We start from the raw sequence: 23,948 nt of genomic DNA, 5'->3' as shown, positions 1-23,948 counted from the left end.
ACGAGGAACTATCGAGAGACGCTCGAGCTTTGGCGCAGCGCGCGGGTGCCGGTCTGCCGGTCGCGCCGCAGGGCATAGGCCAGGGCGCTGCCCGAGCGATAGCCGACCTGCGCGGCGACGGCCTCCAGGGCCATGCCGCCCCTCAGGAGGCGCGTGGCGCGCTCCAGGCGCAGTTCGCGCAGGGTGGCACCCGGCGTGCGGCCCGTGAGTTCCGACAGGCGGGCATGGAAGCGCTGCGGACTGAGATGGAACAGGGCGGCCATGCGCGCCGTGGACCAGTCTTCATGCAGCGCCTGGCCGAGGGCACGGTCCAGCAATGCCGGATCCAGCTCGCGGCGGGAGGGCAGGACGGATGGCAGCGCCAGCAGCCGCGAGAGCTGTTCGCAGGGATCGGGAAGGGCGGCGAGCGCGCGGCAGGCCGGCGTGAGCGTGAAGTATCGCAACCGCTCGAGGCCCCGCTGATCCCGCGCATCGATCACCAGGACGCGCGTGCCTGAACGCGCCGAATAGGCGTGCGAGGCGCCGGCCGGAATGATCATGCCGCGGGACGCATCCACATAGTGGGCGCGGCCGGCGATCTCGAGTTCCATGCGCCCGGCAAGCGGCACCATCACCTGCGCGTGGTCGTGCGCATGGGTGTGCATCTGGCTGTCGTAGCTGCGGATCGAGCTGTTCGGGTGGATCAGGAGCATGGCGCGCCGTCGGGCGGGAAACTCGTCAATCTTACTTCGAAAGCGGCGGGAGGCTGGAAGGCTTCGCTCTACAATGGCCGGATGCGAACCCGGTGGGCGGTTGCGAACCGCCTGCCTCCGATCACAGGCCCCTCATGATTCTCTACCTGCATGGATTCCGCTCTTCGCCACAGTCCTACAAGGCACGCCTGATGGCCGCCGCGCTGGCGCGGCGCGGGCTCCAGGACCAATGGTGGTGTCCGCAGTTGCCGGCCAGCCCGCGCGCTGCGATGGCTCTGGCCCTGCAACGGGCCGAGGAATGGCTGGCGGCGGGCGGGCGCCGGGATGCACTGGCGGTGGTCGGCTCGTCCCTGGGCGGATTCTACGCGACCTGGCTCGCCGAGCGCCTGCGGTGCCGTGCCGCCGTGCTCAACCCGGTCGTCCATGCCGCCCGCGACCTGGCGACGCAGGTCGGCGCGCACCGGACGTTCCACGGCGACGAGCCTTTCGAATTCCTGCCGGTCCACATCGACGAACTGGCCCTGGCCGAAGCCGGAATTCCCGCGCAACTGGATCCGGCGCGCTACTTCCTCCTGGCGGCCACCGGCGACGAGGTCCTGGACTGGCGCGAGATGCGCGAACGCTACGCCGGATGCCGGCAGCGCATCATCGAGGGCAGCGACCACGGTATTGCGGATTTTGCGGACTGGCTGCCCGAGGTGCTGGCGTTCGCGCTCGGCGAGACGCCGGCTGGCGCGGCCTCCGGGCGCATCGCGACCGCGCCGCGCGTGGTCGTCGGCACCTGGGCGCAACTGGGCGCCGAGGCCTCGCGCATCCGCAGCGAGGTCTTCGTCCTCGAACAGTACGTGTCTCCCGAGATCGAGCTGGACGACATGGACGCGCAATGCGTGCATGCCGTGGCCCATGCCGCCGACGGACGGCCCATCGGGACCGGTCGGCTGTTGCCCGATGGCCATATCGGCCGCATGGCGGTGCGCGCCCCCTGGCGGGGCCAGGGGGTCGGTTCAGCGCTGCTGTCGGCGCTGGCGGACGAAGCCCGGCGACGCGGCGATCGCGAGGTGGCCCTGGCCGCGCAACTGCGGGCCCGGCCGTTCTATGCCCGCCACGGCTTTGTCGAGGAGGGCGAGACCTTCATGGATGCGGGTATTCCGCACGTGATGATGCGGTTGCGCTTTCCCCACGGCTAGGATTACTGTTTCCCGAATGCGGGTCTCAGAGCCCGGCACCTACCCGCGCGCGGGCGCCCAACCCTATTTCAAGTTCCCCGACAAAAACTGCCGCAGCCGCGGGCTTTGCGGCTTGTCGAAGATCGCCGAGGGCGGGCCGACCTCCTCGGCCACGCCTTGATGCAGGAACATCACCTGCGAGGCCAGGTTGCGGGCGAAACCCATTTCGTGCGTCACCACCAGCATGGTGCGTCCTTCCTCCGCCAGCTTTTGCATCACCTTCAGGACCTCGCCGACCAGCTCTGGGTCCAGGGCCGAGGTGGGCTCATCGAACAGCATGACCTCGGGCTCCATCGCCAGGGCGCGGGCGATGGCCACGCGCTGCTGCTGGCCGCCCGACAGCGACGAGGGATACTGGGTTTCCAGCTTGGGATCCAGGCCGACCTTGGCGAGGTAGTGGCGCGCGCGTTCGATGGCCTCGGCCCGGCCGACCTCGAGCACATGGATGGGCGCCTCGATCACGTTGCCCAGCACGTTCATGTGGGCCCACAGGTTGAAGTGCTGGAACACCATGGCCAGCTTCGAACGCAGCCGGCGCAATTGGTCCAGGTCGGCGGCGTGGGGCTCGCCGCGCCGGTCGGTGACGATCTTGAGGGTCTCGCCGTTGAGCGTAACGGTGCCCTGGTTGGGTTTCTCAAGGAAATTGATGCAGCGCAGAAACGTCGATTTGCCGGATCCGCTGGACCCGAGGATGCAGACCACGTCGCCCGCTTCGGCCTTCAGGGACACGCCCTTGAGGACCTCATTGTCGCCGTAGCGCTTGTGGATGTTTTGTACGTCGAGTGTGGACATGGTGTTATCGGTGTGGCCCCAGGTAGGCCAGGGTGCGGCGTTCAAAGCGGCGGAACAGCCCGATCAGTGTAAACGACAGGCACAGGTACAGCAGTGCGGCGATGCCGTAGGAGGCAAAGGTCTGGTAGGTGGCGGCGTTCGCATCGCGCGCGACCTTGAGGATGTCCGGGACGGTGGCGGTGAATGCCAGCGAGGTCGCGTGCAGCATCAGGATGACCTCGTTGCTGTAGGCGGGCAGGGCGCGCCGCAGCGCGGAGGGCAGGATGACCCGCCGGTACATGGCCAAGCGCGACATGCCGTAGGCCCGCGCCGCCTCGATCTCGCCCGCGCTGGTCGCGCGGATGGCGCCCGCGAAGATCTCGGTCGTGTAGGCGACGGTGTTCAGGGTCAGGGCCAGGATCAGGCAGTTGGCGCCGCTTTGAAAGAATGCCGCCAGGGGCGGGGTGCCCTTGACGACGTCGAGGCTGTAGATGCCGGCGTAGATGAACAGGATCTGCACGTACAGTGGCGTGCCGCGAAAGACATAGCTGAACAGCCACAACGGCAGGGACAGCCAGCGCCGCGACGAGACGCGGGCGACCGCCAGCGCGATCGAGATGAAGAACCCCATCGAGACCGAAGCGACCAGCAGCCACAGTGTGACCACCATCCCGGAGGGGGCGCCGTTGCTGGCATACAGATAGGCGCGCCAGAATTGATCGAGGACGTCGGTCATAGCTGCGGCTCGCGCACCCCGACGCTGTAGCGCCTATCGAGGATGTACAGGATGCCGTTCGACAAGGTGGTCAGGGCCAGGTAGATCAGCCCCGTGATGCTGATGAACAGGAACACGCGAAAAGTCACGTTGCCGGCATCCTGCGCGACCTTGACGAGATCCGACAGGCCGATCAGGGACACCAGCGCGGTGGATTTCAGCAGGACTTGCCAGTTGTTGCCGATGCCGGGCAGGGCATGGCGCATCATCTGGGGAAACAGGATGCGGCGGAACACCTGGGACTCGCGCATGCCGTAGGCGCTTGCCGATTCGAGCTGCCCGCGCGGAACGGCCATGAAGGCGCCGCGAAAGGTTTCCGTGAAGTAGGCCCCGTAGATGAATCCCAGGGTCAGCACGCCGGCGCTGAACGGATCGATGTCGATGGGGTCCAGGCCGAGCAGGTCGGTGAGGTCGTTGAGGCCGATCTGCACGCTGAAGAAAATCATCAGCATCAAGACCAGGTCGGGCACCCCGCGGATCAGTGTCGTATAAGCACCCCCGGCGAAGCGGGCGCCGCGCGACGGCGAGAGCTTGGCCCAGGCGCCCAGCAGGCCCAGGCCGACCGCCACGGCCAGGGAGAGCAGCGCAAGCTTGACCGTGACCCAGGTCCCGGCCAGCAGCAGGGGGCCGTAGCCGCTCAGGAACATGGGGCGCTAGTGGCCGTTGGGGAACGCGATATTGCCGTCGGCGAAATATTTCCCCGCGTAGCCCTGGAGCGTGCCATCGGCCAGCATGGATTTCAGCGCTTCGTCGACCTCGGCCCTGAGGTCGTCATTGCCTTTGCGAATGCCGATCGCGATGGGTTGGTTCAGGATGGGCGCATCCAGCGTCATGGCTGCGAGTTCGAAATCGGCGCCCTCGGGCTTGTTGAGGAAGCCCTCGACGGCACTTTGCGCCTCCTGGAAGGTGGCGTCCAGCCGCCCCGTGGACAGGTCCACGAAGGCGTTGGTGTAGCTGGGGTACGAGACGATCTGGACACCCTGGGAGGCCCATTCCCGACGGGCGTAGGCCTCCATGGTGGTGCCTTGCTGCACGCCGACGCGCTTGCCCTTCAGGGATTCGGCGGTGGGCTGCAGACCGCTGCCTTTGCGGACCATGAGCTTGACCGGCACGATGTACATCGGCGTGGAGAAATCGATGACCTTGCGGCGTGCGTCGGTCGCCGTCATGGTCGAATTGGCGAGATCGAACTTGCGTGCCTGCAGGCCGGGGATCAGGCTGTCGAAGGACTGGTCGATCCAGACGCAGGTGCGCGCCAGGCGCTTGCAGATCTCGTTGCCGATGTCGATATCGAAGCCTTCGAGCTGGCCGCTGGGGTTGCGATATTCGAACGGCGGGTAGCCCGCCTCAGTGGCGATCCTGAGTTCTTGCGCATCCTGCGCGGCGCCTGCTGCGGGGATCAGGCCCGCCGCGACCAGCAGGGCGGCGCCCAGCACGGTGTTTTTCATAGTGTCCTCCGAAATCGCCGGGCGTGCTCATGCCGTGCCGGCCGTGACAAGGCGTGATCTTAACCTCATTCGGGCAGGGCGGGCTCGCGGTTGGGCTCGATCTGGGCGGCGTCCTGGATCAGCCGGACGATTTCGTCCAGGTCGTCGGTCACCAGGATCAGGTCGAGGTCGTAGGGGCTGATCATGCCGTTGGCCAGCAACTGGTCGCGCACCCAGTCCATCAGGCCCGACCAGAAGTCCACGCCGACCAGGATGATGGGCGCCGGCGGTTGCTTGAGCGTCTGGACCAGCGTGATGGCCTCGAAGACCTCGTCCAGCGTGCCGAATCCCCCCGGCAGCACCACATAGGCGAGGCTGTGCATGAAGAACGAGGCCTTGCGTGAATAAAAGTATTCGAAATGCAGGCTGTCGGTCTGGTAGGTATTGTCGCGCTTTTCACGCGGCAGCCGGATGTTGAGGCCGATGCTGCGCCCGCCCGCCTCGTAGGCGCCGCGGTTGGCGGCCTCCATGAGGCCCGGGCCGCCGCCGGCGATCATCGGCAGGCCCAACTGGGCGATGCGTGCGCCGATCTCGATGCCGAGGTCGTAGTAAGGGTGCCCGCGCGGGATGCGGGCGCTGCCGAAGACGCTGACGCCCAGGCCGATATGCCGAAAAGCCTGAGCCGCCGTCGTCATCTCTGAGATAATCGTGGGAATCTGTTGTTCTGCCGAAACCCGTGTCGTCTTATTGTTAGCCATGAAAAAAACCTTGTTGCTGGTGGATGGGTCGAGCTATCTTTATCGTGCCTATCATGCGATGCCCGATCTGCGCAATGCGCGCGGGGACCCGACCGGGGCCCTCTACGGTGTCATCTCCATGTTAAGGAGACTGCTTGAGGATTACAAGGACGAGGCGGCTTACGGCGCCTGCATCTTCGATGCGCCCGGGGGCTCTTTTCGTGAGCACATGTATCCCGAGTACAAGGCCCACCGCCCGTCCATGCCCGATGACCTGCGGGCGCAGATCCCGCCCATCCACGAGGCGGCGGCGGCCCTGGGCTGGACCGTGATCGTCCAGCCGGGCGTCGAGGCCGACGACGTGATCGGCACGCTGGCCCGCCAGGCCAGCGGCGAGGGCTTCCACACCATCATCTCGACGGGCGACAAGGATCTGGCCCAGCTGGTCGACGACCGGGTCGAGCTCATCAACACCATGTCCGGCGAGCGCCAGGACGTGGCGGGCGTGATGCGCAAGTTCGGCGTGCCGCCCGAGCGCATCGTCGATTTCCTGATGCTCACGGGCGATACCGTGGATAATGTGCCCGGCGTGGACAAGGTCGGCCCCAAGACCGCGGCGAAGTGGCTGGCGACCTACGGCGACATCGATACGCTGATCGCCCGGGCGGGTGAAATCAAGGGCGTGGCCGGCGACAATCTGCGCGCGGCCGTGCCCAATTTTCCCATGACCCGCGACCTGCTGACCGTCCGGCTGGACTGCGAACTGCCCGAGGCATTGCAGCCGGCGGCCCTCGCGCTCAAGGCCCCGGATCACGACACCTTGCTGCGGCTCTACGAGACCTACGGGTTTCGCTCGTGGCTGCGCGAGGTCACCGGCGACCCGCAGCGCATACCGGCGCAGGACGCCCGCATTGCGGCCCAGCCGCCGTCGGCGCCGGCGGACATCGATTACGAGACCGTGCTCGACGTCGACAGCCTGGATCGCTGGCTCGACCGCGTGCGTGCGGCGCCGCTGGCCGCGCTGGATACCGAGACCACCAGCCTCGATCCGATGGCCGCGCGCCTGGTGGGCCTGTCGCTGTCCGTCGAGGCCGGCCGCGCCTGCTACATCCCCGTCGGCCATCGCGGGCCCGACAAGCCCCAGCAGCTGGCGCGCGAGCTGGTCCTCGAGCGCCTGCGGCCCTGGCTCGAGGACCCCGGCGCGGCAAAGCTCCTGCACCATGCAAAATACGACGCGCACGTCCTCGCCAACGAGGGGGTGGCCCTGCGCGGCGTGCAGCACGACACCATGCTGCAGGCGTATGTCCTGGAGTCCCACCGGCGCGTGAACATGCAGGAGCTCGGCCAGCGCTGGCTGGGCGTGACCGGCACGACGTACGAGGACCTGTGCGGCAAGGGCGCCCGGCAGATCGGCTTCGACGAGGTCGATCTCGAGCGCGCGGCCCACTACGGGGCGGAGGACGCGGATTTCACTTTTCGCCTGCACGAGGTGCTGTATCCCAAGATCTGCGCCGATGAAGGCCTGGCGCGCATCTATCGGCTCGAGATCCAGACCTCGGACGTGCTGACCACCATCGAACGCAACGGCGTGGCCATCGACGTCGAGGTCCTGGCCGCGCAAAGCCACGAACTCGGCCGGCAGATGCTCGTGCTCGAGGGCGAGGCCCACGCCCTGGCCGGCCAGCCCTTCAACCTGAATTCGCCCAAGCAGCTGGGCGAGATCCTGTTCCAGCGCATGCAGCTGCCGGTGCTGCGCAAAACGGCCGGCGGCGCGCCCTCGACCGATGAGGACGTGCTCAGCCGCCTGGCGGCGGACTATCCGCTGCCGCGGCTGCTGCTCGAATACCGGGGCATCGCCAAGCTCAAATCCACGTATACGGACAAGCTGCCGCGCATGGTCGATGCCCGCAGCGGCCGCGTGCATACCCGTTATGCGCAGGCGGCGGTCATCACCGGCCGCCTCGCCTCCTCGGACCCCAACCTGCAAAACATTCCCGTGCGCACGGCCGAGGGCCGCCGCGTGCGCGCGGCCTTCGTGTCCAGCCTGGGGCGCATCGTGTCGGCGGACTATTCGCAGATCGAATTGCGCGTCATGGCGCACGTGTCGGGCGACGAGAACCTGCGGCGGGCGTTCGCCGAGGGCCTGGACATCCACCGCGCCACGGCGGCCGAGGTGTTCGGCCTGCCCCTGGACGAGGTGGGCGCCGACCAGCGCCGCGCGGCCAAGGCGATCAATTTCGGCCTGATCTACGGCATGGGCGAATTCGGCCTGGCCTCGAACCTGGGCATCACGCGCGCCGCGGCGAAATCCTATATCGACCGCTACTTCATGCGCTACCCGGGCGTGGCCGAGTACATGGACCGCATTCGCAAACAGGCCCGCGAACAGGGTTATGTGCAGACGGTGTTCGGGCGCCGGCTGCATTTTCCCGAGCTGTCCTCCGGCGCCAAGGGCCCGCGCGCCGCGGCGGCCGAGCGCGCGGCCATCAATGCACCGATGCAGGGGACGGCGGCGGACCTCATCAAGATGGCCATGGTCGCGGTGCAGGACTGGCTGCGGGCCGAGGGCCTGCGCAGCCTCATGGTGATGCAGGTGCATGACGAACTGGTGTTCGACGCGGTCGAGGACGAGGTCGAGCGCCTGCGCGCCCACGTGCCGGTCCTGATGGCCGGCGTGGCCGAACTGGCCGTGCCCCTGGTCGCCGAGGTCGGGGTCGGGGCGAACTGGGGCGAGGCGCACTGAGCCCGGCGCCCGCGGCTCAGGCTGCGGGATCGCGCAGGCGGTTGGGGCGCAGTTCGCCGTGGCGCTCGAGGATGGGGTAGGCCGAGGCGTTGATCAGGCAGGCGTTCACGCTGCTCGCATCGCGCAGGATGTTCAGGTAGAACGCGCCGACGTCGGCGGCCTCCAGGTGTCCCGCCTTGATGCGTTCCAGGTGGCGGTCGGCCGCATGGGCTTCCAGCGTGCGGAAATAGTCCTTTTCGAAGGCCAGCCGCCGGGCGGCGTCCCGGTCGCCCGACACGAACAGCGCCGACGCCTGCCTCAGGTTGTGCCGCAGGCGCTCGAGGGTGGTGCGCAGCTCCTCGCGCTGCGCCGGTTCCAGCACCCAGTGCGTCCGGCGCAGCTGGGTCGCGTGGCCCAGCAGGCCCATGCCTGCCAGGCCCGCGGCGTGAGACATGTTCATGGAAAAGGTCAGGATGGTCTTCAGGTATTGCTGGTCCTCGGCGCTGAGGCTCTCCTGGTCGAGCTTGGCCAGGTATCCGGTGATCGACAGCTCGAGCTGATCGATGGCGCTGTTCAGATAGCGGGCGTGGCTGCCCGCCTGGCTGTTCTCCTCCAGCAGGGCGCTTTGCGTGGATTGCAGGGACTCTTGCAGCAGATCGGTCAGGCGCAGCGCCTCGCGGGCCGCCTGGCCCATGGCCACGGCCGGGACTTCATGGGCCGAGACGTCCAGGTAGATCGGCAGCGCGGGATCATTGGGGTCGCCCTGATGCGGTAAAAGCCGCGTCAGCACGTGGGCGTAGGGCCGCAGCAGCGGCATGAAGCAGGCCGCGACCAGCACGTTGAACAGGACATGGAAATTGGCGACGGCGTGGGCCGGATCGCTGCCCAGCAGGCCCATCATGCCATCCGCCCAGGGCAGCGCCGCTATGCCGGCGATGCAGCCCGCCAGGCGGGTGCCGAGGTTGCCGACGGGCAGGCGCCGCGAGGCGGGGTTCTTGTCGCTGACGCCTTCCAGCACGGGGTTGATGGCCGTCCCGAGATTGGCGCCCAGGACCAGCGCGTAGGCTAGCGCAGGCTGCGCCAGCCCGTGATGAGCGAGGGACATGATCAGAATCACGACGGCCACGCTGGAGTGCGAGGCCCAGGCGAGAACCGCGCTGGCGATGAGCGCCAGCACCGGCGCCTGTTCCAGCGCTTCGAGGGCCAGGGCCAGCAGCGGGGCGCTCTTGAGCGGCTCGAACATCGAGACCAGCTGGTCCAGGGCGAGGAGCAGCAGGCCGAGCCCCACCAGCGTGCGGCCCAGGTCGCGGGCGCGTCCGGGGGCATAGTGGCGGAACATCCACACCCCCACGAGGATCAGGCCCGGGGCGAGGAAGGTCGGATTGAAGGACAGGACCTGGACGATCAGCGTGGTGCCTACGTTGGCGCCCAGCATGGCGGCCAGGCCCGGCGCCACGGCCACCAGTCCGTTGGAGGCCAGGCCCGTGATCATGAGGCCGGTGGCCGTGCTGCTCTGGATCGCCGCCGTGATCGCCAGGCCCGTCAGAAAGGCGCGCAGAGGGTTCCCCAGCGCGCGGGCGAGCCATATCCCCAGCGCCTTGCCGTAGGCGCGCTGCACGCCGGTCTGCACCATGTGGACGCCCCATAGCAGCAGGGCGACATAGCCGCCGAAACCGAGGATGACCTGGAGTTCTTTCATGGTGTCCGGACGGCGGGGCCGCCGCCCGGTGGCTCAGGGCGGCGGCCTGCGCGTCTATTGGGCGCGCAGCGCCCGCAAGGCCTCGATGCGGGCCTCGATGGGCGGGTGCGAGGCGAACAGGGCGCCGATCGCGCCGCCCGTGATGCCCGCAGCCTGGAAGGATTTGGGCAGTTCGCCTGCCTGCAGGCCGCCCAGGCGCGCCAGCGCATGGATCATGGGCTCGCGCGCCCCCAGCAGATGGGCCGATCCGGCGTCGGCGCGGAACTCGCGGCGGCGCGAGAACCAGGCGACGATGATCGAGGCCAGGACACCGAAGAAAATCTCGCAGGCGATGACGGTCAGGTAGTAGCCCATGCCGACGCCGCGATCGTTCTTGAGGATTGCGCGGTCGACGAAGTAGCCGACGATGCGCGAAAGAAAAATCACGAAGGTGTTGACCACGCCCTGGATCAGCGTGAGGGTCACCATGTCGCCGTTGGCGATGTGGGCCACCTCGTGGCCGAGCACCGCCGTGACTTCCTCCTCGGTCATGGAGGACAGCAGCCCGGTCGAGACCGCCACCAACGAGTCGTTGCGGAAGGCCCCGGTGGCGAAGGCGTTGGGCGCGCCTTCGTAGATGGCGACCTCGGGACGGCCGATCCCGGCGCGGTCGGCCAGCTGGTGGACCGTGTCGACCAGCCAGGCTTCGCGGGCGTTGCGCGGCGCGCGCGGATCGATGACCTGGGCGCCGGTGCTCATTTTGGCCATCCACTTGCTGGTCAGCAGCGAAATGAAGGCGCCGACGAAGCCGATCATCCCCGAAAAGATCAGCAGCTGGACCGGATCGATGCCGTTGGCGGTGAGGTAGCGGCCGACGCCCAGGATGTTCATGGTGATGCTGAGCACCAGCATGACGGCCAGGTTGGTTGCCAGGAACAGGACGATTCTTTTCATGAAATGGGACCCCGCGGGGAAGACGATCGTGCGATAACCAAAGTGTATAGTATCGACTTCCTGGTTTGTGTCTTCCGCGACCTACGACGAGCATGCAGTCATTGTGGATGTTGTTGGCGTGCGCCATGTTCGCCATCATGGGCGCGTGCGTGAAGATTGCCGCGGATCTGGGCGCGAGCCTGCCCGAGATCGTCCTCTTTCGCGGCATTCCGTCCGTCCTGCTGTTGTGTTCCTGGGCGCTGGCCACCCGACGCCAATTGCGGCCGCGCAGCTGGCGCCCGCACATCTGGCGCAACCTCAGCGGCATCGCCTCGATGTGGCTGGGTTTTTTTGCGCTCGCGCACCTGCCGCTGCCCACCGCCATCAGCCTCAATTACACCGCCCCCTTGTTCATCGCCGGCTGGATGCTGGGCTGGGGTGGTTCACAGCGCGACCCGGTGCGCATCCTGGCGGTGTTGGCCGGGTTCCTGGGGGTGTTGGGCGTGTTGCGCCCCAGCATCGAGCGCGAGCAGTGGCTCGCCGCCCTCATGGGGCTGGGCGCCGGCGGGCTTGCGGCGGTGGCCATGATGCAGATCCGCCAGCTGGGCCGGCTCGGGGAGGCCGAATGGCGCACCGTGCTGCTGTTTTCCGCCGGCGTGTGCGCCAGCGGCCTGGCGGGGCAGGGCGTCCTCGGCTGGCGCTGGCTGGATCTGCCGACGGTTGGCGCGCTGGTGGCCCTGGGCTGTGCCGGCCTGGTCGGTCAATTGGCGATGACCCGGGCCTTCGGGCTGGGCTCGACGCTGTTGACGGCGGCGCTGCAGTACACCACCATCATCTTTGCCGCCCTGATCGGGGTCGTCTTCTGGGGCGACCGCCCCGCGACCCTTGCCTGGGCCGGCATGGCCCTGATCATCGGATCGGGCCTGCTGTCGATCTGGCGCACATACACCGAAGGGCGGATCCTGAGCGGCGCCGGTTCGTCCCCACCCAAGACCGCCCAGGAGGTGCGATAGTCATGAATGCCTTGTTGATCCAAGCCGAGGAACTGCGCGAGCGGCTGGCCAAGCCCGGCTGCCTGGTGTTCGATGTCCGCCACGACCTGGCCGACCATGAGGCGGGCCGGCGGGCCTACGAGGCAGGGCATGTCCCGGGAGCCCTGTACCTGGATCCGGAAACCCGGCTCAGCGGCCCGCGCACCGGCCGCAACGGCCGCCATCCGCTGCCTGAACGCACCGAATTCGCGGCCCTGATGCGGTCGCAGGGCCTGACCGCGCGCACCCAGGTGGTGGTCTACGACGCCGGCAACGGCATGTTCGCCGCCCGCCTGTGGTGGATGCTGCGCTGGCTGGGCCACGAGTCCGTGGCGGTGCTCGACGGCGGCTGGGCGGCATGGCTCGCGGCCGGTGGCGAGGCCGAAACCGGCTGGCGGGATCCGGCGCTCAGCGAGGCCCAGGCCATTCAGGGTACCGTGCTCTCGGGCAAGCCCTCGATGCCCCAGGTGGATGCGCGCGCGGTCCTGGCGAACCTGGACGAACGGCGCTTCACGGTGCTGGATGCGCGGGCGGCCGATCGCTTCAGCGGTGCGGCCGAGACCCTGGATCCGGTGGGCGGGCACATCCCGGGCGCGCTGAACCGGCCCTTCCAGGACAACATCGGGCCCGACGGACGCTTCAAGCCGCCCGCCCGCCTGCGCGAGGAGTTCGAAGCCCTGCTGGGTGATCGCCTGGACCACGGCGTGGTGCATCAGTGCGGTTCGGGCATCACGGCCTGCCACAACCTGCTCGCCATGGAACTGGCCGGCCTGCGGGGCTCCGCCCTGTATCCCGGGTCCTGGAGCGAGTGGTGCAGCGAGCCGACGCGCCCCGTGGCACAGGGCGCGTGAGCCCGGCTCACTCGTCCATCATGCGGCGATACCAGGCATGGAAATGCTCCATGCCGTCCTCGAGGGGGCTCTGGTAGGGGCCCGCCTCGTCGGCGCCGCGGCGCAGCAGCGCGAGGCGGCCGGCGTCCATGCGTTCGCCGATTTCGTCGTCCTCGACGGCGGTTTCCATGTAGGCGGCGCGCTGTGCCTCGATGAACTCGCGCTCGAAGGCGACGATGTCCTCGGGATAGTAGAACTCGATGACGTTCATGGTTTCCCGGGGGCTGACCGGATGCAGGGTCGACAGCACGAGGACGTGGGGGTAGACCTCGATCATGTGGGTGGGAAAATAGGTCACCCAGATCGCGCCGAAATCGGGCGCGGAGCCCGAGCGGTATTGCAGCAGGCGGTCGTGCCACTGGCTGTAGACGTCGGTGCCGGGTTGGCCCAGGGCCTGGTGGATGCCCACGCGCTGCATGCTGTGGAACTCGCCGAACTCCCAGCTCAGGTCGTCGCAGGTCACGAAGCGCCCGAGGCCCGGATGAAAGGGGCCGACGTGGTAATCCTCGAGGTAGACCTCGATGAAGGTCTTCCAGTTGTAATGGCAGCGGTGCAGCTCGACGTGGTCCAGGACATAATCCGAAAAATCGAATTCCGGGGTGCCGAACAGCTCGCCGATGTCCGCCAGGGGGTCGCGCGGGCCTTCGAACAGCAGCCCGTGGCAGTCCTGCAGCGGATACGCCTGCAGGCTCAGGTCGGGCTTTTCGGGAAATAGCGGCGCGCCGAGGAGCTTGCCGCGCGTGTCGTAGGTCCAGCGGTGGATCGGGCAGACGATGTTGCCCCCCGTGGCGCACAGCGAGCCGCTGGCGCAGGCGGGGTCGTCGCCGCGCTGGGCGCCCAGCATCAGGGCCTGGCGGTGGCGGCAGACATTCGACAGCAGCCGCACGCCCTGCGCATCGCGCAGCAAGACCCGGCCGCCGCCTTCGTGGGCCAGGGTGCGCCAGTCGCCCGGTTCGGGCACCATGCGCTGGTGGCCGACGTAGCGGGCGCTGCGCGCGAATATGCGTTCGCGCTCGCGCGCAAGGACCGCCTCGTCGAAATAATGTTGCACGGATAGCTGGGTCACGGCGTTGACCGTGGTTTGACCGAGTGAATTGGCCATGATTCCCCCCGCAAAGATGAATGCGGGCGCGGGGCCGCGCCGCTGCGAAGAAAAAATCGGAGTGACCGGAGGTTTTCCGAAAAAGGACCGAAATTGTACCCCATGCGCTTGCGCGGGTCGGACCGCCGTTTTATCCGTGCGCGGGGTTCCCGTACAATTCGGGATGGAATCCTTTTGACGAAACACATGGTCGACAAGCACACACCGCCGGATGCGGCATCCGCGCCGGCCCAGAGCCTGCCCGCCGACTTCGAGCAGGCCCTGGCCGAGCTCGAAGCCCTCGCCGGGCGCATGGGCGCCGGCGACATGGGCCTGGACGAATCCATCGCCGCCTACGAGCGCGGCGTCGCCCTGGCGCGCGTCTGCCAGCAGCGCCTGGAGGCGGCCGAGCGCCAGGTCAGCGTATTGCAAGGGCAGCTGCTGCGCCCGCTGGATGCCGGCGATGCCGGGGGGGATGCATGAGCACCGTCCAGATCGCTTTCGACCAGTGGCTGCGCGAAACCGTCGAGCACACCGAGTCGGTCCTCGACGAGCTCCTGCCCACCGTCGACGAAGGGCCCGCGCGCCTGCACGAGGCCATGCGCTATGCGGTCCTCGGGCCCGGCAAGCGCGTGCGCGCGGCGCTGGTCCATGCGGCGGGCGAGGCCAGCCTGCAGGCCGGATCGGCGGCGATGGCCCAGGAACTGGCCCTGGACTATGCCGCCGCGGCGGTCGAACTCATCCACGCCTATTCCCTGGTGCACGACGATCTGCCCTGCATGGACGACGACGACCTGCGTCGCGGCCGCCCCACGGTGCACCGGCAGTTCAACGAGACCCTGGCCATGCTGGCGGGCGACGCCCTGCAGCCGCTGGCCTTCGACCTGCTGGCCCAGATGCCCATCGCGCCGGCGCTCACCGTGCAAGCGGTACAATTGCTCGCCCGCTCGGCGGGCAGCTTCGGCATGGCCGGCGGCCAGGCGATCGATTGCGAAAGCGTCGGCTGCAGCCTGCCGATCGAGGACCTGCAGCGCATGCACCGCATGAAGACCGGCGCCATGCTCGAGGCCAGCGTGCTGCTGGGCGGCATCGTGGCGGGTGCCGGATCGACCGCGCGCGAAGGCCTGGAGGCCTATGCGGGGGTGATCGGCCTGGCGTTCCAGGTGGTCGACGACATCCTCGACGTGACCGGCGATACGGCCACATTGGGCAAGACCGCCGGCAAGGACGCCGCCAGCGCCAAGCCCACCTATGTGTCCGTGATGGGCCTCGAGGGTTCGCGCGCCCTGCTCGAAAACCTGCGCGTACAGGCCCACGAGGCCTTGCGACCCCTGGGGCCCCCGGCATGCCGCTTGCACGAGCTGGCCGATTTCATCATCGGCCGGACGTGCTAGCGCCTGTGCGCACCGACCCCGCCGTACCGACCGTCCCGAGCAGATCCCATGGATGCGATGATGCCTGAAGGAATGACTACGAGCTTGCTGCAGCAGATCGCCTCGCCGGCGGACGTGCGCCGCCTGGACCGGCGCGAACTCAAGGCGCTGGCGACCGAACTGCGCGCCTTCGTCCTGGAATCCGTGTCGCGCACGGGCGGGCACCTGTCCTCGAACCTGGGGACGGTCGAACTCACCCTGGCGCTGCACCACGTATTCGATACGCCTGACGACCGCCTGATCTGGGATGTCGGACACCAGTCCTATCCCCACAAGATCCTGACCGGCCGGCGCGAGCAAATGGCCGGCCTGCGCCAGCGCGGTGGCATTTCGGGCTTTCCCAAGCGCAGCGAATCCCCCTACGACGCCTTCGGCACGGCGCATTCCTCGACCTCGATCTCGGCCGCCCTGGGGATGGCCGTGGCTTCGCGCAATGCCGGCGTGCAGCGCCAGCACATCGCAGTGATCGGCGACGGCGCCATGAGCGCCGGCATGGCCTTCGAGGCGCTGAACAACGCCGGCGTGACGCCCGGGATCAACCTGCTGGTCGTGCTCAACGACAACGACATGTCGATCTCGCCGCCGGTGGGCGCCTTGAACTACTATTTCGCCCGCCTGTTGTCGGGGCAGTTCTATGCGCGCGCCAAGACCATGGGGCGCGCGGTGCTGCAGCACGTGCCGCCGGTGCTCGAACTGGCGCGCAAGCTCGAAGGCCATGCCAAGGGCATGCTGTCGCCGGCCACCCTGTTCGAGGAGCTCGGCTTCAATTACATGGGGCCGATCGACGGGCACGACCTGGATGTGCTGGTGCCCACGCTCGAGAACCTGCGGTCGCTGGGCGGCCTGCAGTTTCTGCACGTCGTCACCCGCAAGGGCCAGGGCTACAAGCTCGCCGAGGCGGATCCCGTGCTGTATCACGGCCCCGGCAAATTCGACCCCAGCATCGGCATCCAGAAACCCTCCGCGCCGTCGCGCACGACCTTCACCCAGGTGTTCGGGCGCTGGCTGTGCGACATGGCCGAGGCCGATCCGCGCCTGGTCGGCATCACCCCGGCCATGCGCGAGGGCAGCGGCCTGGTCGAATTCGAGCGGCGCTTCCCCAGCCGCTATTTCGACGTCGGGATCGCCGAACAGCATGCCCTGACGTTCGCGGCGGGCCTGGCCTGCGAGGGCGTCAAGCCCGTCGTCGCCATCTATTCCACCTTCCTGCAGCGGGCCTACGATCAACTGATCCATGACGTCGCGCTGCAGGATCTCGACGTCACGCTGGCCCTGGACCGCGCCGGCATCGTGGGCGCCGACGGCGCCACCCATGCCGGCAACTACGACATCGCGTACTTGCGCTGCGTGCCCAACATGGTGGTGGCGACCCCCTCGGACGAGCATGAGGCGCGCCTGCTGCTCAATACCTGTTTCCTGCACCCGGGGCCGGCCTCGGTGCGCTATCCGCGCGGCGCCGGGTGCGGCGCCGACCCGGGGGCCACCCTCGAGCCCGTGCCGATCGGCCGGGGCGTGGTGCGCCGCGAGGGCGCACGCATCGCGCTGCTGGTGTTCGGCACGCTCCTTCCAGAGGCGGCACGGGCGGCCGAAGCCCTGGATGCGACGCTGGTGGACATGCGCTTCGTCAAGCCGCTGGACGAGGACCTGCTGCAGCGCCTGGCGCAGACCCACGAGGCCTTCGTCACCCTCGAAGAGGCCGCCGTCATGGGGGGGGCGGGCAGCGCCGTCCAGGAATATTTCAGCCGCGCCGCCATCCAGCATCCCGTCCTGCTGCTGGGCCTGCCCGACATGTTCATCGACCACGGCGACCAGAAAGCCATCCTGTCCGAGCTCGGACTGGATGCCCAGGGAATCGAGGCGTCGGTGCGCCGACGCTTTTCAAGGGAATCGCAATGACCATCGTGACCGAGCCGCCGGCCTCCATGCCGGACGTGCAGCGCAGCCCGGATACCCGCCGGATCCCCATCCAGCGGGTCGGCGTGCGGGGGGTGCGCCATCCTCTGGTGCTGGGGGGCGAGGGCGGGCCCCAGGCGACGGTCGCCGACTGGGAGCTCACCGTCGCCCTGCCGGCGACGGAAAAAGGCACCCACATGTCGCGTTTCGTGGCGTTGCTGGGACGGTACCGCGGCACGCCGCTGGACCCGCAGGCCTTTTGCCGGGTGGCCGACGACATGCTCGAGCTGCTCGATGCGCAGGAAGGCGACCTCACCGCCGCATTTCCCTATTTCATGGACAAGGCCGCGCCGGTGTCCGGCGTGCGCAGCCTGATGGATTACCAGGTGCGCTGGACGGCGCGGGCGCGCCGGGGGGCCGAGGCGCGGTTCTCGATGGACGTCCAGGTGCCGGTCACCAGCCTGTGCCCATGCTCGAAGGCCATCTCGGAATACGGCGCGCACAACCAGCGTTCGCACGTCAGCGTGCACCTGGACTATGCCGCGCCCGCGCAGGCCGCCCTGGACGCCCTCATCGGAGGCGTCGAGGGCCAGGCTTCCTGCGAGCTCTGGGGGCTGCTCAAGCGCGTGGACGAGAAGCACGTCACCGAGCGCGCCTACGACAATCCGAAATTCGTCGAGGACCTGGTGCGCGACGTGGCGGGCATGCTGCGGGACCTGCCCGGGGTCGAGGGCTACCGGGTCGAGGCCGAGAACTTCGAGTCCATCCACAACCATTCCGCCTATGCCATGGTCGTCAGCGATTTGTGATACGGCCGATATATTGCTAGAATAACTGGTTTTCTTGCTCGATCGGCCGAAACTGTCGTGCCGACGGGCTGTCTGTCAACATCGCAGATATCCTCAAGGAGTTCATCCATGCGTCACTACGAAGTAGTGTTCATCGTGCATCCCGATCAAAGCGAGCAGGTGCCCGCCATGATCGAGCGTTACCAGGCCATGGTCACCGCCCACGGCGGCCAGATCCACCGTCTCGAGGACTGGGGCCGCCGCCAGCTGGCCTATCCCATCCAGAAGCTCGTCAAGGCGCACTACGTGTGCTTCAACATCGAGTGCGACCAGGCCGCCCTGGACGAGCTCGAGCATTCGTTCCGCTACAATGACGCGATCCTGCGTTACCTGTTCATCAAGACCAAGGCCGCGCAGTCCACGCCGTCGGTCATGATGAAGTCGGTCGAGCGCGAGGAAGCCCGCAAGGCGTCGGCATCCGCCGAGGCGCCCGCGGCGCAGTCCTGATCGGACGGCGGTCGGGGCGGGCCTGGATTTGAACCGTCTGGAACTCGGTGCGCGCGTGCTTGAAATCGACGCGCTGCGGCATACACCGGCGGGCATTCCGATCCTGCACATGCGGCTGGCGCACGAGTCCGAGGTTTCCGAAGCCGGGCATCCGCGCCGGGTCGAACTGGAAATTCCGGCGGTGGCCCTGGGCGAAATGGCCTTGCTGCTGTCCGATGCCCCGCTGGGTTGCGGCATGGACGTCGAGGGGTTTCTCGCGCCGTCGCGCAAAGGCTCTTCCAGGCTGGTCCTGCATGTCACCCGCGCATCCCGCCGCTCATGAATGAATACTCCGGGCACAGGCCCGGCAAACGTTAAAGGTTAAAGGCAACCATCATGGCTTACTTCAAAAAGTCCAAGGAAAAACGCAAATTCAACCAGCAGAACCCGCTGTTCAAGCGCCGCAAGTTCTGCCGCTTCACGGCCGCCAATGTCGACGAGATCGACTACAAGGACCTGGACACGCTGCGCGATTTCATCCAGGAAAACGGCAAGATCATTCCCGCCCGCCTGACCGGCACCAAGGCGCACTACCAGCGCCAGTTGGACACCGCCATCAAGCGCGCGCGTTTCCTGGCCCTGTTGCCGTACACCGACAACCACAACTGATCCGAGGTCAATCGTCATGCAAGTCATTCTGCTTGAAAAAGTCGTCAATCTCGGCAACCTCGGCGAGGTCGTGCGCGTGCGCGACGGCTATGCGCGCAACTACCTGATCCCGCAGCGCATCGCGCGCCGGGCGACCGATGCCGCGCTGAAGGAATTCGAGGCGCGCCGCGCCGAACTCGAAAAGCAACAGGCCGACAAGCTGGCCGCGGCCCAGGCCGTCGGCGAAAAGCTGGCCGGATACAACCTGGTGATCGGCCAGAAGGCCGGCGTGGACGGCCGCTTGTTCGGTTCGGTCACCAACATGGACGTCGCCGCCGCCTTGCAGGCAGCCGGTTTCGCCGATGTGCACAAGTCCCAGGTCCGCATGCCCGACGGCGCGATCAAGGCGGTGGGCGAGTACCCGCTGCAGGTTGCGCTGCACGCCGACGTGGTGTCCGACATCACCGTGGTGGTGCAAGGCGAAATGGCGTGATCGCCATTTGCGCAACGGGTGCTATGCTCTAAGGATGGCGCCAGTAAGGCCGGCGTGATGCCGGCCTTTTGTTTTTTCCCTGAACGATCAGGCGGCACAAAGAGGATTGGGCGTGGAAATCGATACGGATGCGCAACTGGACTATCTGCGCGTGCCCCCGCACTCGGTCGAGGCCGAGCAATCCGTGCTGGGCGGCCTGCTGCTGGACAATGCCGCATTCGACCGGATCGCCGACGTCCTGATCGACGACGATTTCTATCGGTTCGACCACCGCCTGATCTGGCAGCACATCACGCGCCTGGTGGGCCTGGCGCGGCCGGCCGACGTGGTGACCGTGCACGAGTCCCTGGCCATCGCGGGCAAGGCCGAGGAATGCGGCGGCCTCGCCTACCTGAATGCGCTGGCGCACAACACGCCTTCGGCCGCCAACATCCGCCGCTATGCCGAGATCGTGCGCGAGCGCGCCATGCTGCGCAAGCTCGTCTCGGTCGCCGATGAAATCTCGTCCACCGCCTTCAATCCCCAGGGCAAGGAGGCGCGCCAGATCCTCGACGAGGCCGAGTCGCGCGTGTTCCAGATCGCCCAGGAGGGTGCGCGCGGGACTGCCGGCTTCCAGGAAATCCAGCCGCTGCTGTCCCAGGTCGTCAACCGCATCGACGAGCTCTACCATCGCGAGGGCGATTCCGACGTCACCGGGGTGCCCACCGGCTTTACCGACCTGGACCGGATGACCTCGGGCCTGCAGCCCGGCGACCTGGTGATCGTGGCGGGCCGTCCGTCCATGGGCAAGACCTCCTTCTCGATGAACATCGGCGAGCACGTGGCCATCGAGCAGGGCCTGCCGGTGGCGGTCTTCTCGATGGAAATGGGCGCCGTGCAACTGGCCATGCGCATGGTCGGCTCGGTGGGCATGCTGGACCAGCACCGCATGCGCACCGGCAAGCTGACCCAGGAGGACTGGCCGCGGCTGACGCATGCCGTCCAGCGCGTCCAGGAGGCCCAGATCTACATCGACGAGACGCCCGCGCTGACCTCGATGGAGGTGCGCGCCCGCGCGCGCCGCCTGGCGCGCCAGTGCGGCCAGCTCGGCCTGATCATCATCGACTACTTGCAGCTGATGTCGGCCAGCGGCGCCGGCGAGAACCGGGCGACCGAGATCTCGGAAATCAGCCGCTCGCTCAAGAGCCTGGCCAAGGAACTCAACTGCCCGGTGGTGGCCCTGTCGCAGCTCAACCGCAGCCTGGAGCAGCGCCCCAACAAGCGCCCGGTCATGAGCGACCTGCGTGAATCCGGCGCCATCGAGCAGGATGCGGACCTGATCGTCTTCATCTACCGCGACGAAGTCTACAACCCCGACTCGCCCGACAAGGGCACGGCCGAGATCATCGTCGGCAAGCAGCGCAACGGGCCGATCGGCACGGTGCGGTTGACCTTCCAGGGTGCCAGCACCCGCTTTTTGAATTTCTCGACCGCGCCCGGTTTTTAAACACCGCCGGAATCGGCGCTGCTCATGCGCAGGGCCATGTGCAAGGCCGCGCGCAGCGAGGCAGGATCGGCGATGCCACGGCCCGCGATGTCAAAGGCCGTGCCGTGATCCACGCTGGTGCGCACGAAGGGCAGGCCGACCGTGATGTTGACGCCTTCCTCGATGCCCAGGTACTTGACCGGGATCAGGCCCTGGTCGTGATACTGCGCCACGACGATGTCGAATTCGCCGCGCCGGGCGCGCATGAATACCGTGTCCCCCGGCCAGGGGCCGCTGGCGTCCAGGCCGTCAGCCTGCGCGCGGCGGATCGCCGGCAGGATGTGGCGGGCCTCCTCGTCGCCGAACCGGCCGCCCTCGCCGGCGTGCGGATTGAGGCCCGCGACCGCGATGCGCGGGCGTTCGATGCCCTCGCTGCGGCAGGCCCGGTCGGCCAGGCCGATGATGCGCCGCTGCGATTCCACATCGAGGCTGCCCGGCACCGCCGCCAGGGGGATGTGGATCGTCGCCAGGATGACGCGCAGCTCGGCATTGGCGAGCATCATGGCGTAGTCCGTGGTGCCCGTGCGGTCGGCGAGTATTTCCGTATGGCCTGGAAATTCCAGGCCCGCCGCCTGCATGGCCAGCTTGTTGAGCGGCGCGGTCACCAAGGCCCGCACGCGCCCATCCACGGCATCGTCGATCGCATGGCAAAGGTATTCATAGGCGCCGCGACCGGCTTGCGCATCCACACGGCCCGGCGGCAAGTCCGCCGGCAGGGGTTGCCAGCGGTTCAGGACGCCCACGACGCCGGCGGTGGTGCCGGCGCCGGCGGCCTCCAGGGCCTGGATGCGCAAGGTGTCGTCCAATCCCAGGCGCCCGCGGGCGGCGCGCAGCGCGCCCGCATCACCGTACACCACCGCGGGGTGCGGCAGGCCCTCGGCGAACAGCTTGAGGATCAGCTCGGGGCCGATGCCGGCGGCGTCGCCCATGGTGATGGCCAGCGGACGGTCGCGGCGCGCGGGCGTGTCCATGTCTGTGCGGCGCCCCTGATCGAGCGCGACGCTAGAGCGCGTCGCTGGCATAGTCCGCCAGGCGCGAGCGCTCGCCACGCTGCAGGGTGATGTGCCCGGCGTGCGGCCAGCCCTTGAAGCGGTCGACCACGTAGGTCAGGCCTGAACTGCCCTCGGTCAGGTAGGGCGTGTCGATCTGCGCGATGTTGCCCAGGCAGACGATCTTGGTCCCCGGGCCCGCCCGGGTGGCCAGTGTCTTCATCTGCTTGGGTGTGAGGTTCTGGGCCTCGTCGATGATGAGGAATTTGTTCAGGAAGGTGCGCCCCCGCATGAAATTCAGGGACTTGACCTTGATGCGCGCGCGAATCAGGTCCATGGCCGGGGACTTGGACCAGTCCTGGCCGTTGCCGGCCGCGCCCAGGCCGCCCGCGCCCTGGTGCAGGACCTCGAGGTTGTCCTCGAGCGCGCCCATCCAGGGCGCCATTTTTTCCTCTTCGGTGCCCGGCAGGAAGCCGATGTCGTCACCGACCGGCACGGTGGCCCGGGTGATGATGATCTCGTTGTAGCGCTTGGTCTCGAGCGTTTGCGCCAGGCCGCTGGCCAGCGCCAGCAGCGTCTTGCCCGTACCGGCCTGGCCCAGCAGCGAGACGAAGTCGATTTCCGGGTTCATCAGCAGGTTGAGGGCGAAGTTTTGTTCGCGGTTGCGCGCGGTCACCCCCCAGACGCTGTTCTTGGCGTGGCTGTAGTCGCGCAGCGTGGCCAGCACGGCGCTCTTGCCGGTGACCTCGCGGACCTGGGCGTACAGGGGCATCTCGCCCTCGTAGTAGACGAACTCGTTGACGATGAATTCGGCGCATAGCGGGCCGCGCACCCGGTAATAGGTGGTGCCGCCCTGTTGCCAGGACTCGATGTTCTTGCCGTGCCGCACCCAGAAATTCTCGGGCAGCGGCATCACGCCGTCGTACAGCAGGTCCGAGTCATCGAGGACGTGGTCGTTCAGGTAGTCCTCGGCGGGCAGGCTCAGGGCGCGCGCCTTCAGGCGCATGTTGATGTCCTTGGACACCAGCACGACCTCGCGCTTGGGGTTTTCCTGCTGCAGGCTGTGGACGATGCCGAGGATCACGTTGTCGGCCTTGCCCATGGGCAGCTCCAGGGGCAGCCGCGTGTCCTTGGCGGAGGTCTGGAAAAACAGCGTTCCCAGGGCTTCCTGGTTGCCCAGGGTATCCAGGGGCACGCCCTTGGCCAGGTCCTCGGCGCCGATCAGGCCGTCGAGGTAGCGGCTGACCTGGCGTGCGTTGCGCGCCACCTCGGACATGCCTTTTTTCTGGTGGTCGAGTTCTTCGAGGACGATCATCGGCAGGAAAACGTCGTGCTCGGCGAAACGGAACAGCGAGGTCGGATCGTGCAGCAGCACGTTGGTGTCGAGTACGAAGAATTTGCGCTGCGCCGCCGGCAGCCGCCGCAGCGCCGCGCCCTTGGGCCGGACGGCGGGCGCCCTGTCGGGCTTCGCGGCGGGGGCCTTGTCGGCGCGGGCGGCGGGCGCGGGCGTGGTCGCGGGGGCCGGCGGCGCGGCCTTGGCCTTGGTGAGGATGGCGGCGGTGCGGCGGGCGGGGCGGGCCTCGGGGGCCTTGGCGCCGGTCCGGGCGCTCTTGGCCGTCGGGACCGGTTCGGCCAGGGCCGGCCCGGGGACCGCTTCAGTGTGCGCGGCGCGCGCTTGCACGATGGTACCCATCCGGGTCGGCTGCTTGGGTAGGGGCATGAGGGCTCCG

Annotated in this window: 24 protein-coding genes and 1 pseudogene; 14 read left to right on the top strand and 11 right to left on the bottom strand. The window is 67.8% G+C overall.

Annotated elements, in window-relative coordinates:
- Positions 1-8: 8 nt before the first annotated feature.
- Positions 9-692 carry a helix-turn-helix domain-containing protein gene (locus OOZ48_RS09315; RefSeq protein ID WP_269497511.1) on the bottom strand — a complete coding sequence of 228 codons (684 nt, stop codon included), beginning with the start codon at positions 690-692 and terminating at the stop codon, positions 9-11.
- Positions 693-826: 134 nt separating this feature from the next.
- Between OOZ48_RS09315 and OOZ48_RS09310 the strand changes: the two are divergent.
- Together OOZ48_RS09310 and OOZ48_RS09305 are read left to right on the top strand one after the other, a co-directional pair.
- Positions 827-1,411: pseudogene (locus OOZ48_RS09310) on the top strand (YqiA/YcfP family alpha/beta fold hydrolase); the annotation flags it as partial.
- A complete protein-coding gene (locus OOZ48_RS09305) occupies positions 1,391-1,879 on the top strand; it encodes a GNAT family N-acetyltransferase (RefSeq protein WP_269498182.1) in 489 nt (162 codons plus the stop codon). The pseudogene OOZ48_RS09310 and the gene OOZ48_RS09305, both read left to right, overlap by 21 nt.
- A 63-nt stretch (positions 1,880-1,942) precedes the next feature.
- On the opposite strand, the gene OOZ48_RS09300 is transcribed toward OOZ48_RS09305, so the two are convergent.
- The 5 genes from OOZ48_RS09300 to OOZ48_RS09280 form a co-directional block, all read right to left on the bottom strand.
- Entirely contained in the window at positions 1,943-2,710 is a 768-nt protein-coding gene (locus tag OOZ48_RS09300; RefSeq protein ID WP_269497510.1) for an ABC transporter ATP-binding protein, read from the bottom strand.
- 4 nt (positions 2,711-2,714) lie between these two features.
- Complete coding sequence (hisM, locus tag OOZ48_RS09295; protein WP_269497509.1) at positions 2,715-3,425, bottom strand: histidine ABC transporter permease HisM; 711 nt, start codon at positions 3,423-3,425, stop codon at positions 2,715-2,717.
- Positions 3,422-4,111 (bottom strand): ABC transporter permease, encoded by a 690-nt coding sequence (locus OOZ48_RS09290; protein WP_269497507.1) that lies wholly within the window; start codon positions 4,109-4,111, stop codon positions 3,422-3,424. The genes hisM and OOZ48_RS09290 overlap by 4 nt, the downstream gene beginning before the upstream one ends.
- Before the next feature lie 6 nt (positions 4,112-4,117).
- A complete protein-coding gene (locus tag OOZ48_RS09285) occupies positions 4,118-4,912 on the bottom strand; it encodes a transporter substrate-binding domain-containing protein (RefSeq protein ID WP_269497505.1) in 795 nt (264 codons plus the stop codon).
- Positions 4,913-4,977: 65 nt separating this feature from the next.
- Complete coding sequence (locus OOZ48_RS09280; RefSeq protein WP_269497504.1) at positions 4,978-5,649, bottom strand: TIGR00730 family Rossman fold protein; 672 nt, start codon at positions 5,647-5,649, stop codon at positions 4,978-4,980.
- On the opposite strand from OOZ48_RS09280, the gene polA reads away from it, so the two are divergent.
- Positions 5,648-8,371, top strand: a complete 2,724-nt coding sequence (gene polA / locus OOZ48_RS09275) for a DNA polymerase I (RefSeq protein WP_269497503.1) — start codon at positions 5,648-5,650, stop codon at positions 8,369-8,371. The two genes, OOZ48_RS09280 and polA, sit on opposite strands and share 2 nt — an antisense overlap.
- Positions 8,372-8,387: 16 nt before the next feature.
- Here polA and OOZ48_RS09270 read toward each other — a convergent pair whose 3' ends face one another.
- A complete protein-coding gene (locus OOZ48_RS09270; protein WP_269497501.1) occupies positions 8,388-10,049 on the bottom strand; it encodes a Na/Pi cotransporter family protein in 1,662 nt (553 codons plus the stop codon).
- Between the two features lie 54 nt (positions 10,050-10,103).
- Positions 10,104-10,982, bottom strand: coding sequence for a protease HtpX (gene htpX, locus OOZ48_RS09265; RefSeq protein WP_269497500.1), 879 nt, complete (start codon positions 10,980-10,982; stop codon positions 10,104-10,106).
- Between the two features lie 92 nt (positions 10,983-11,074).
- On the opposite strand from htpX, the gene OOZ48_RS09260 reads away from it, so the two are divergent.
- Together OOZ48_RS09260 and OOZ48_RS09255 are read left to right on the top strand one after the other, a co-directional pair.
- On the top strand, positions 11,075-11,974 hold the full coding sequence (locus tag OOZ48_RS09260) for a DMT family transporter (protein ID WP_269497499.1): 900 nt from the start codon (positions 11,075-11,077) through the stop codon (positions 11,972-11,974).
- Positions 11,975-11,976: 2 nt separating this feature from the next.
- Entirely contained in the window at positions 11,977-12,843 is an 867-nt protein-coding gene (locus tag OOZ48_RS09255; protein WP_269497497.1) for a sulfurtransferase, read from the top strand.
- Positions 12,844-12,850: 7 nt separating this feature from the next.
- On the opposite strand, the gene OOZ48_RS09250 is transcribed toward OOZ48_RS09255, so the two are convergent.
- Positions 12,851-13,984 (bottom strand): aromatic ring-hydroxylating oxygenase subunit alpha, encoded by a 1,134-nt coding sequence (locus OOZ48_RS09250; RefSeq protein ID WP_269497495.1) that lies wholly within the window; start codon positions 13,982-13,984, stop codon positions 12,851-12,853.
- Positions 13,985-14,170: 186 nt separating this feature from the next.
- On the opposite strand from OOZ48_RS09250, the gene OOZ48_RS09245 reads away from it, so the two are divergent.
- The 9 genes from OOZ48_RS09245 (at position 14,171) to OOZ48_RS09205 (ending at position 21,190) form a co-directional block, all read left to right on the top strand.
- Positions 14,171-14,446: an exodeoxyribonuclease VII small subunit gene (locus tag OOZ48_RS09245; protein WP_269497493.1), complete on the top strand. Its 276-nt coding sequence runs from the start codon at positions 14,171-14,173 to the stop codon at positions 14,444-14,446.
- Entirely contained in the window at positions 14,443-15,357 is a 915-nt protein-coding gene (locus OOZ48_RS09240) for a polyprenyl synthetase family protein (protein ID WP_269497492.1), read from the top strand. The genes OOZ48_RS09245 and OOZ48_RS09240 overlap by 4 nt, the downstream gene beginning before the upstream one ends.
- 72 nt (positions 15,358-15,429) lie before the next feature.
- A complete protein-coding gene (gene dxs / locus OOZ48_RS09235; protein WP_269497491.1) occupies positions 15,430-17,292 on the top strand; it encodes a 1-deoxy-D-xylulose-5-phosphate synthase in 1,863 nt (620 codons plus the stop codon).
- A complete protein-coding gene (folE2, locus tag OOZ48_RS09230; protein WP_269497489.1) occupies positions 17,289-18,098 on the top strand; it encodes a GTP cyclohydrolase FolE2 in 810 nt (269 codons plus the stop codon). The genes dxs and folE2 overlap by 4 nt, the downstream gene beginning before the upstream one ends.
- Positions 18,099-18,206: 108 nt before the next feature.
- Entirely contained in the window at positions 18,207-18,584 is a 378-nt protein-coding gene (gene rpsF, locus OOZ48_RS09225; protein WP_269497488.1) for a 30S ribosomal protein S6, read from the top strand.
- Positions 18,585-18,612: 28 nt separating this feature from the next.
- Positions 18,613-18,906: a primosomal replication protein N gene (gene priB, locus OOZ48_RS09220; RefSeq protein ID WP_269497487.1), complete on the top strand. Its 294-nt coding sequence runs from the start codon at positions 18,613-18,615 to the stop codon at positions 18,904-18,906.
- A gap of 53 nt (positions 18,907-18,959) precedes the next feature.
- Entirely contained in the window at positions 18,960-19,232 is a 273-nt protein-coding gene (gene rpsR, locus OOZ48_RS09215; RefSeq protein WP_269497485.1) for a 30S ribosomal protein S18, read from the top strand.
- A 16-nt stretch (positions 19,233-19,248) separates the two neighbouring features.
- Entirely contained in the window at positions 19,249-19,704 is a 456-nt protein-coding gene (gene rplI / locus OOZ48_RS09210) for a 50S ribosomal protein L9 (protein ID WP_269497483.1), read from the top strand.
- Between the two features lie 112 nt (positions 19,705-19,816).
- Complete coding sequence (locus OOZ48_RS09205; RefSeq protein ID WP_269497482.1) at positions 19,817-21,190, top strand: replicative DNA helicase; 1,374 nt, start codon at positions 19,817-19,819, stop codon at positions 21,188-21,190.
- Here the strand turns inward: OOZ48_RS09205 and pdxA are convergent.
- On the bottom strand, positions 21,187-22,200 hold the full coding sequence (pdxA, locus tag OOZ48_RS09200) for a 4-hydroxythreonine-4-phosphate dehydrogenase PdxA (protein WP_269497481.1): 1,014 nt from the start codon (positions 22,198-22,200) through the stop codon (positions 21,187-21,189). The two genes, OOZ48_RS09205 and pdxA, sit on opposite strands and share 4 nt — an antisense overlap.
- A 31-nt stretch (positions 22,201-22,231) precedes the next feature.
- On the bottom strand, positions 22,232-23,938 hold the full coding sequence (locus tag OOZ48_RS09195; RefSeq protein WP_269497480.1) for a PhoH family protein: 1,707 nt from the start codon (positions 23,936-23,938) through the stop codon (positions 22,232-22,234).
- Positions 23,939-23,948 lie beyond the last annotated feature (10 nt).

Source organism: Castellaniella sp. S9, assembly GCF_027257175.1.
In the GTDB taxonomy this organism is placed as follows: domain Bacteria; phylum Pseudomonadota; class Gammaproteobacteria; order Burkholderiales; family Burkholderiaceae_B; genus Castellaniella.
This window is presented reverse-complemented; position numbering and strand designations above follow the sequence as displayed.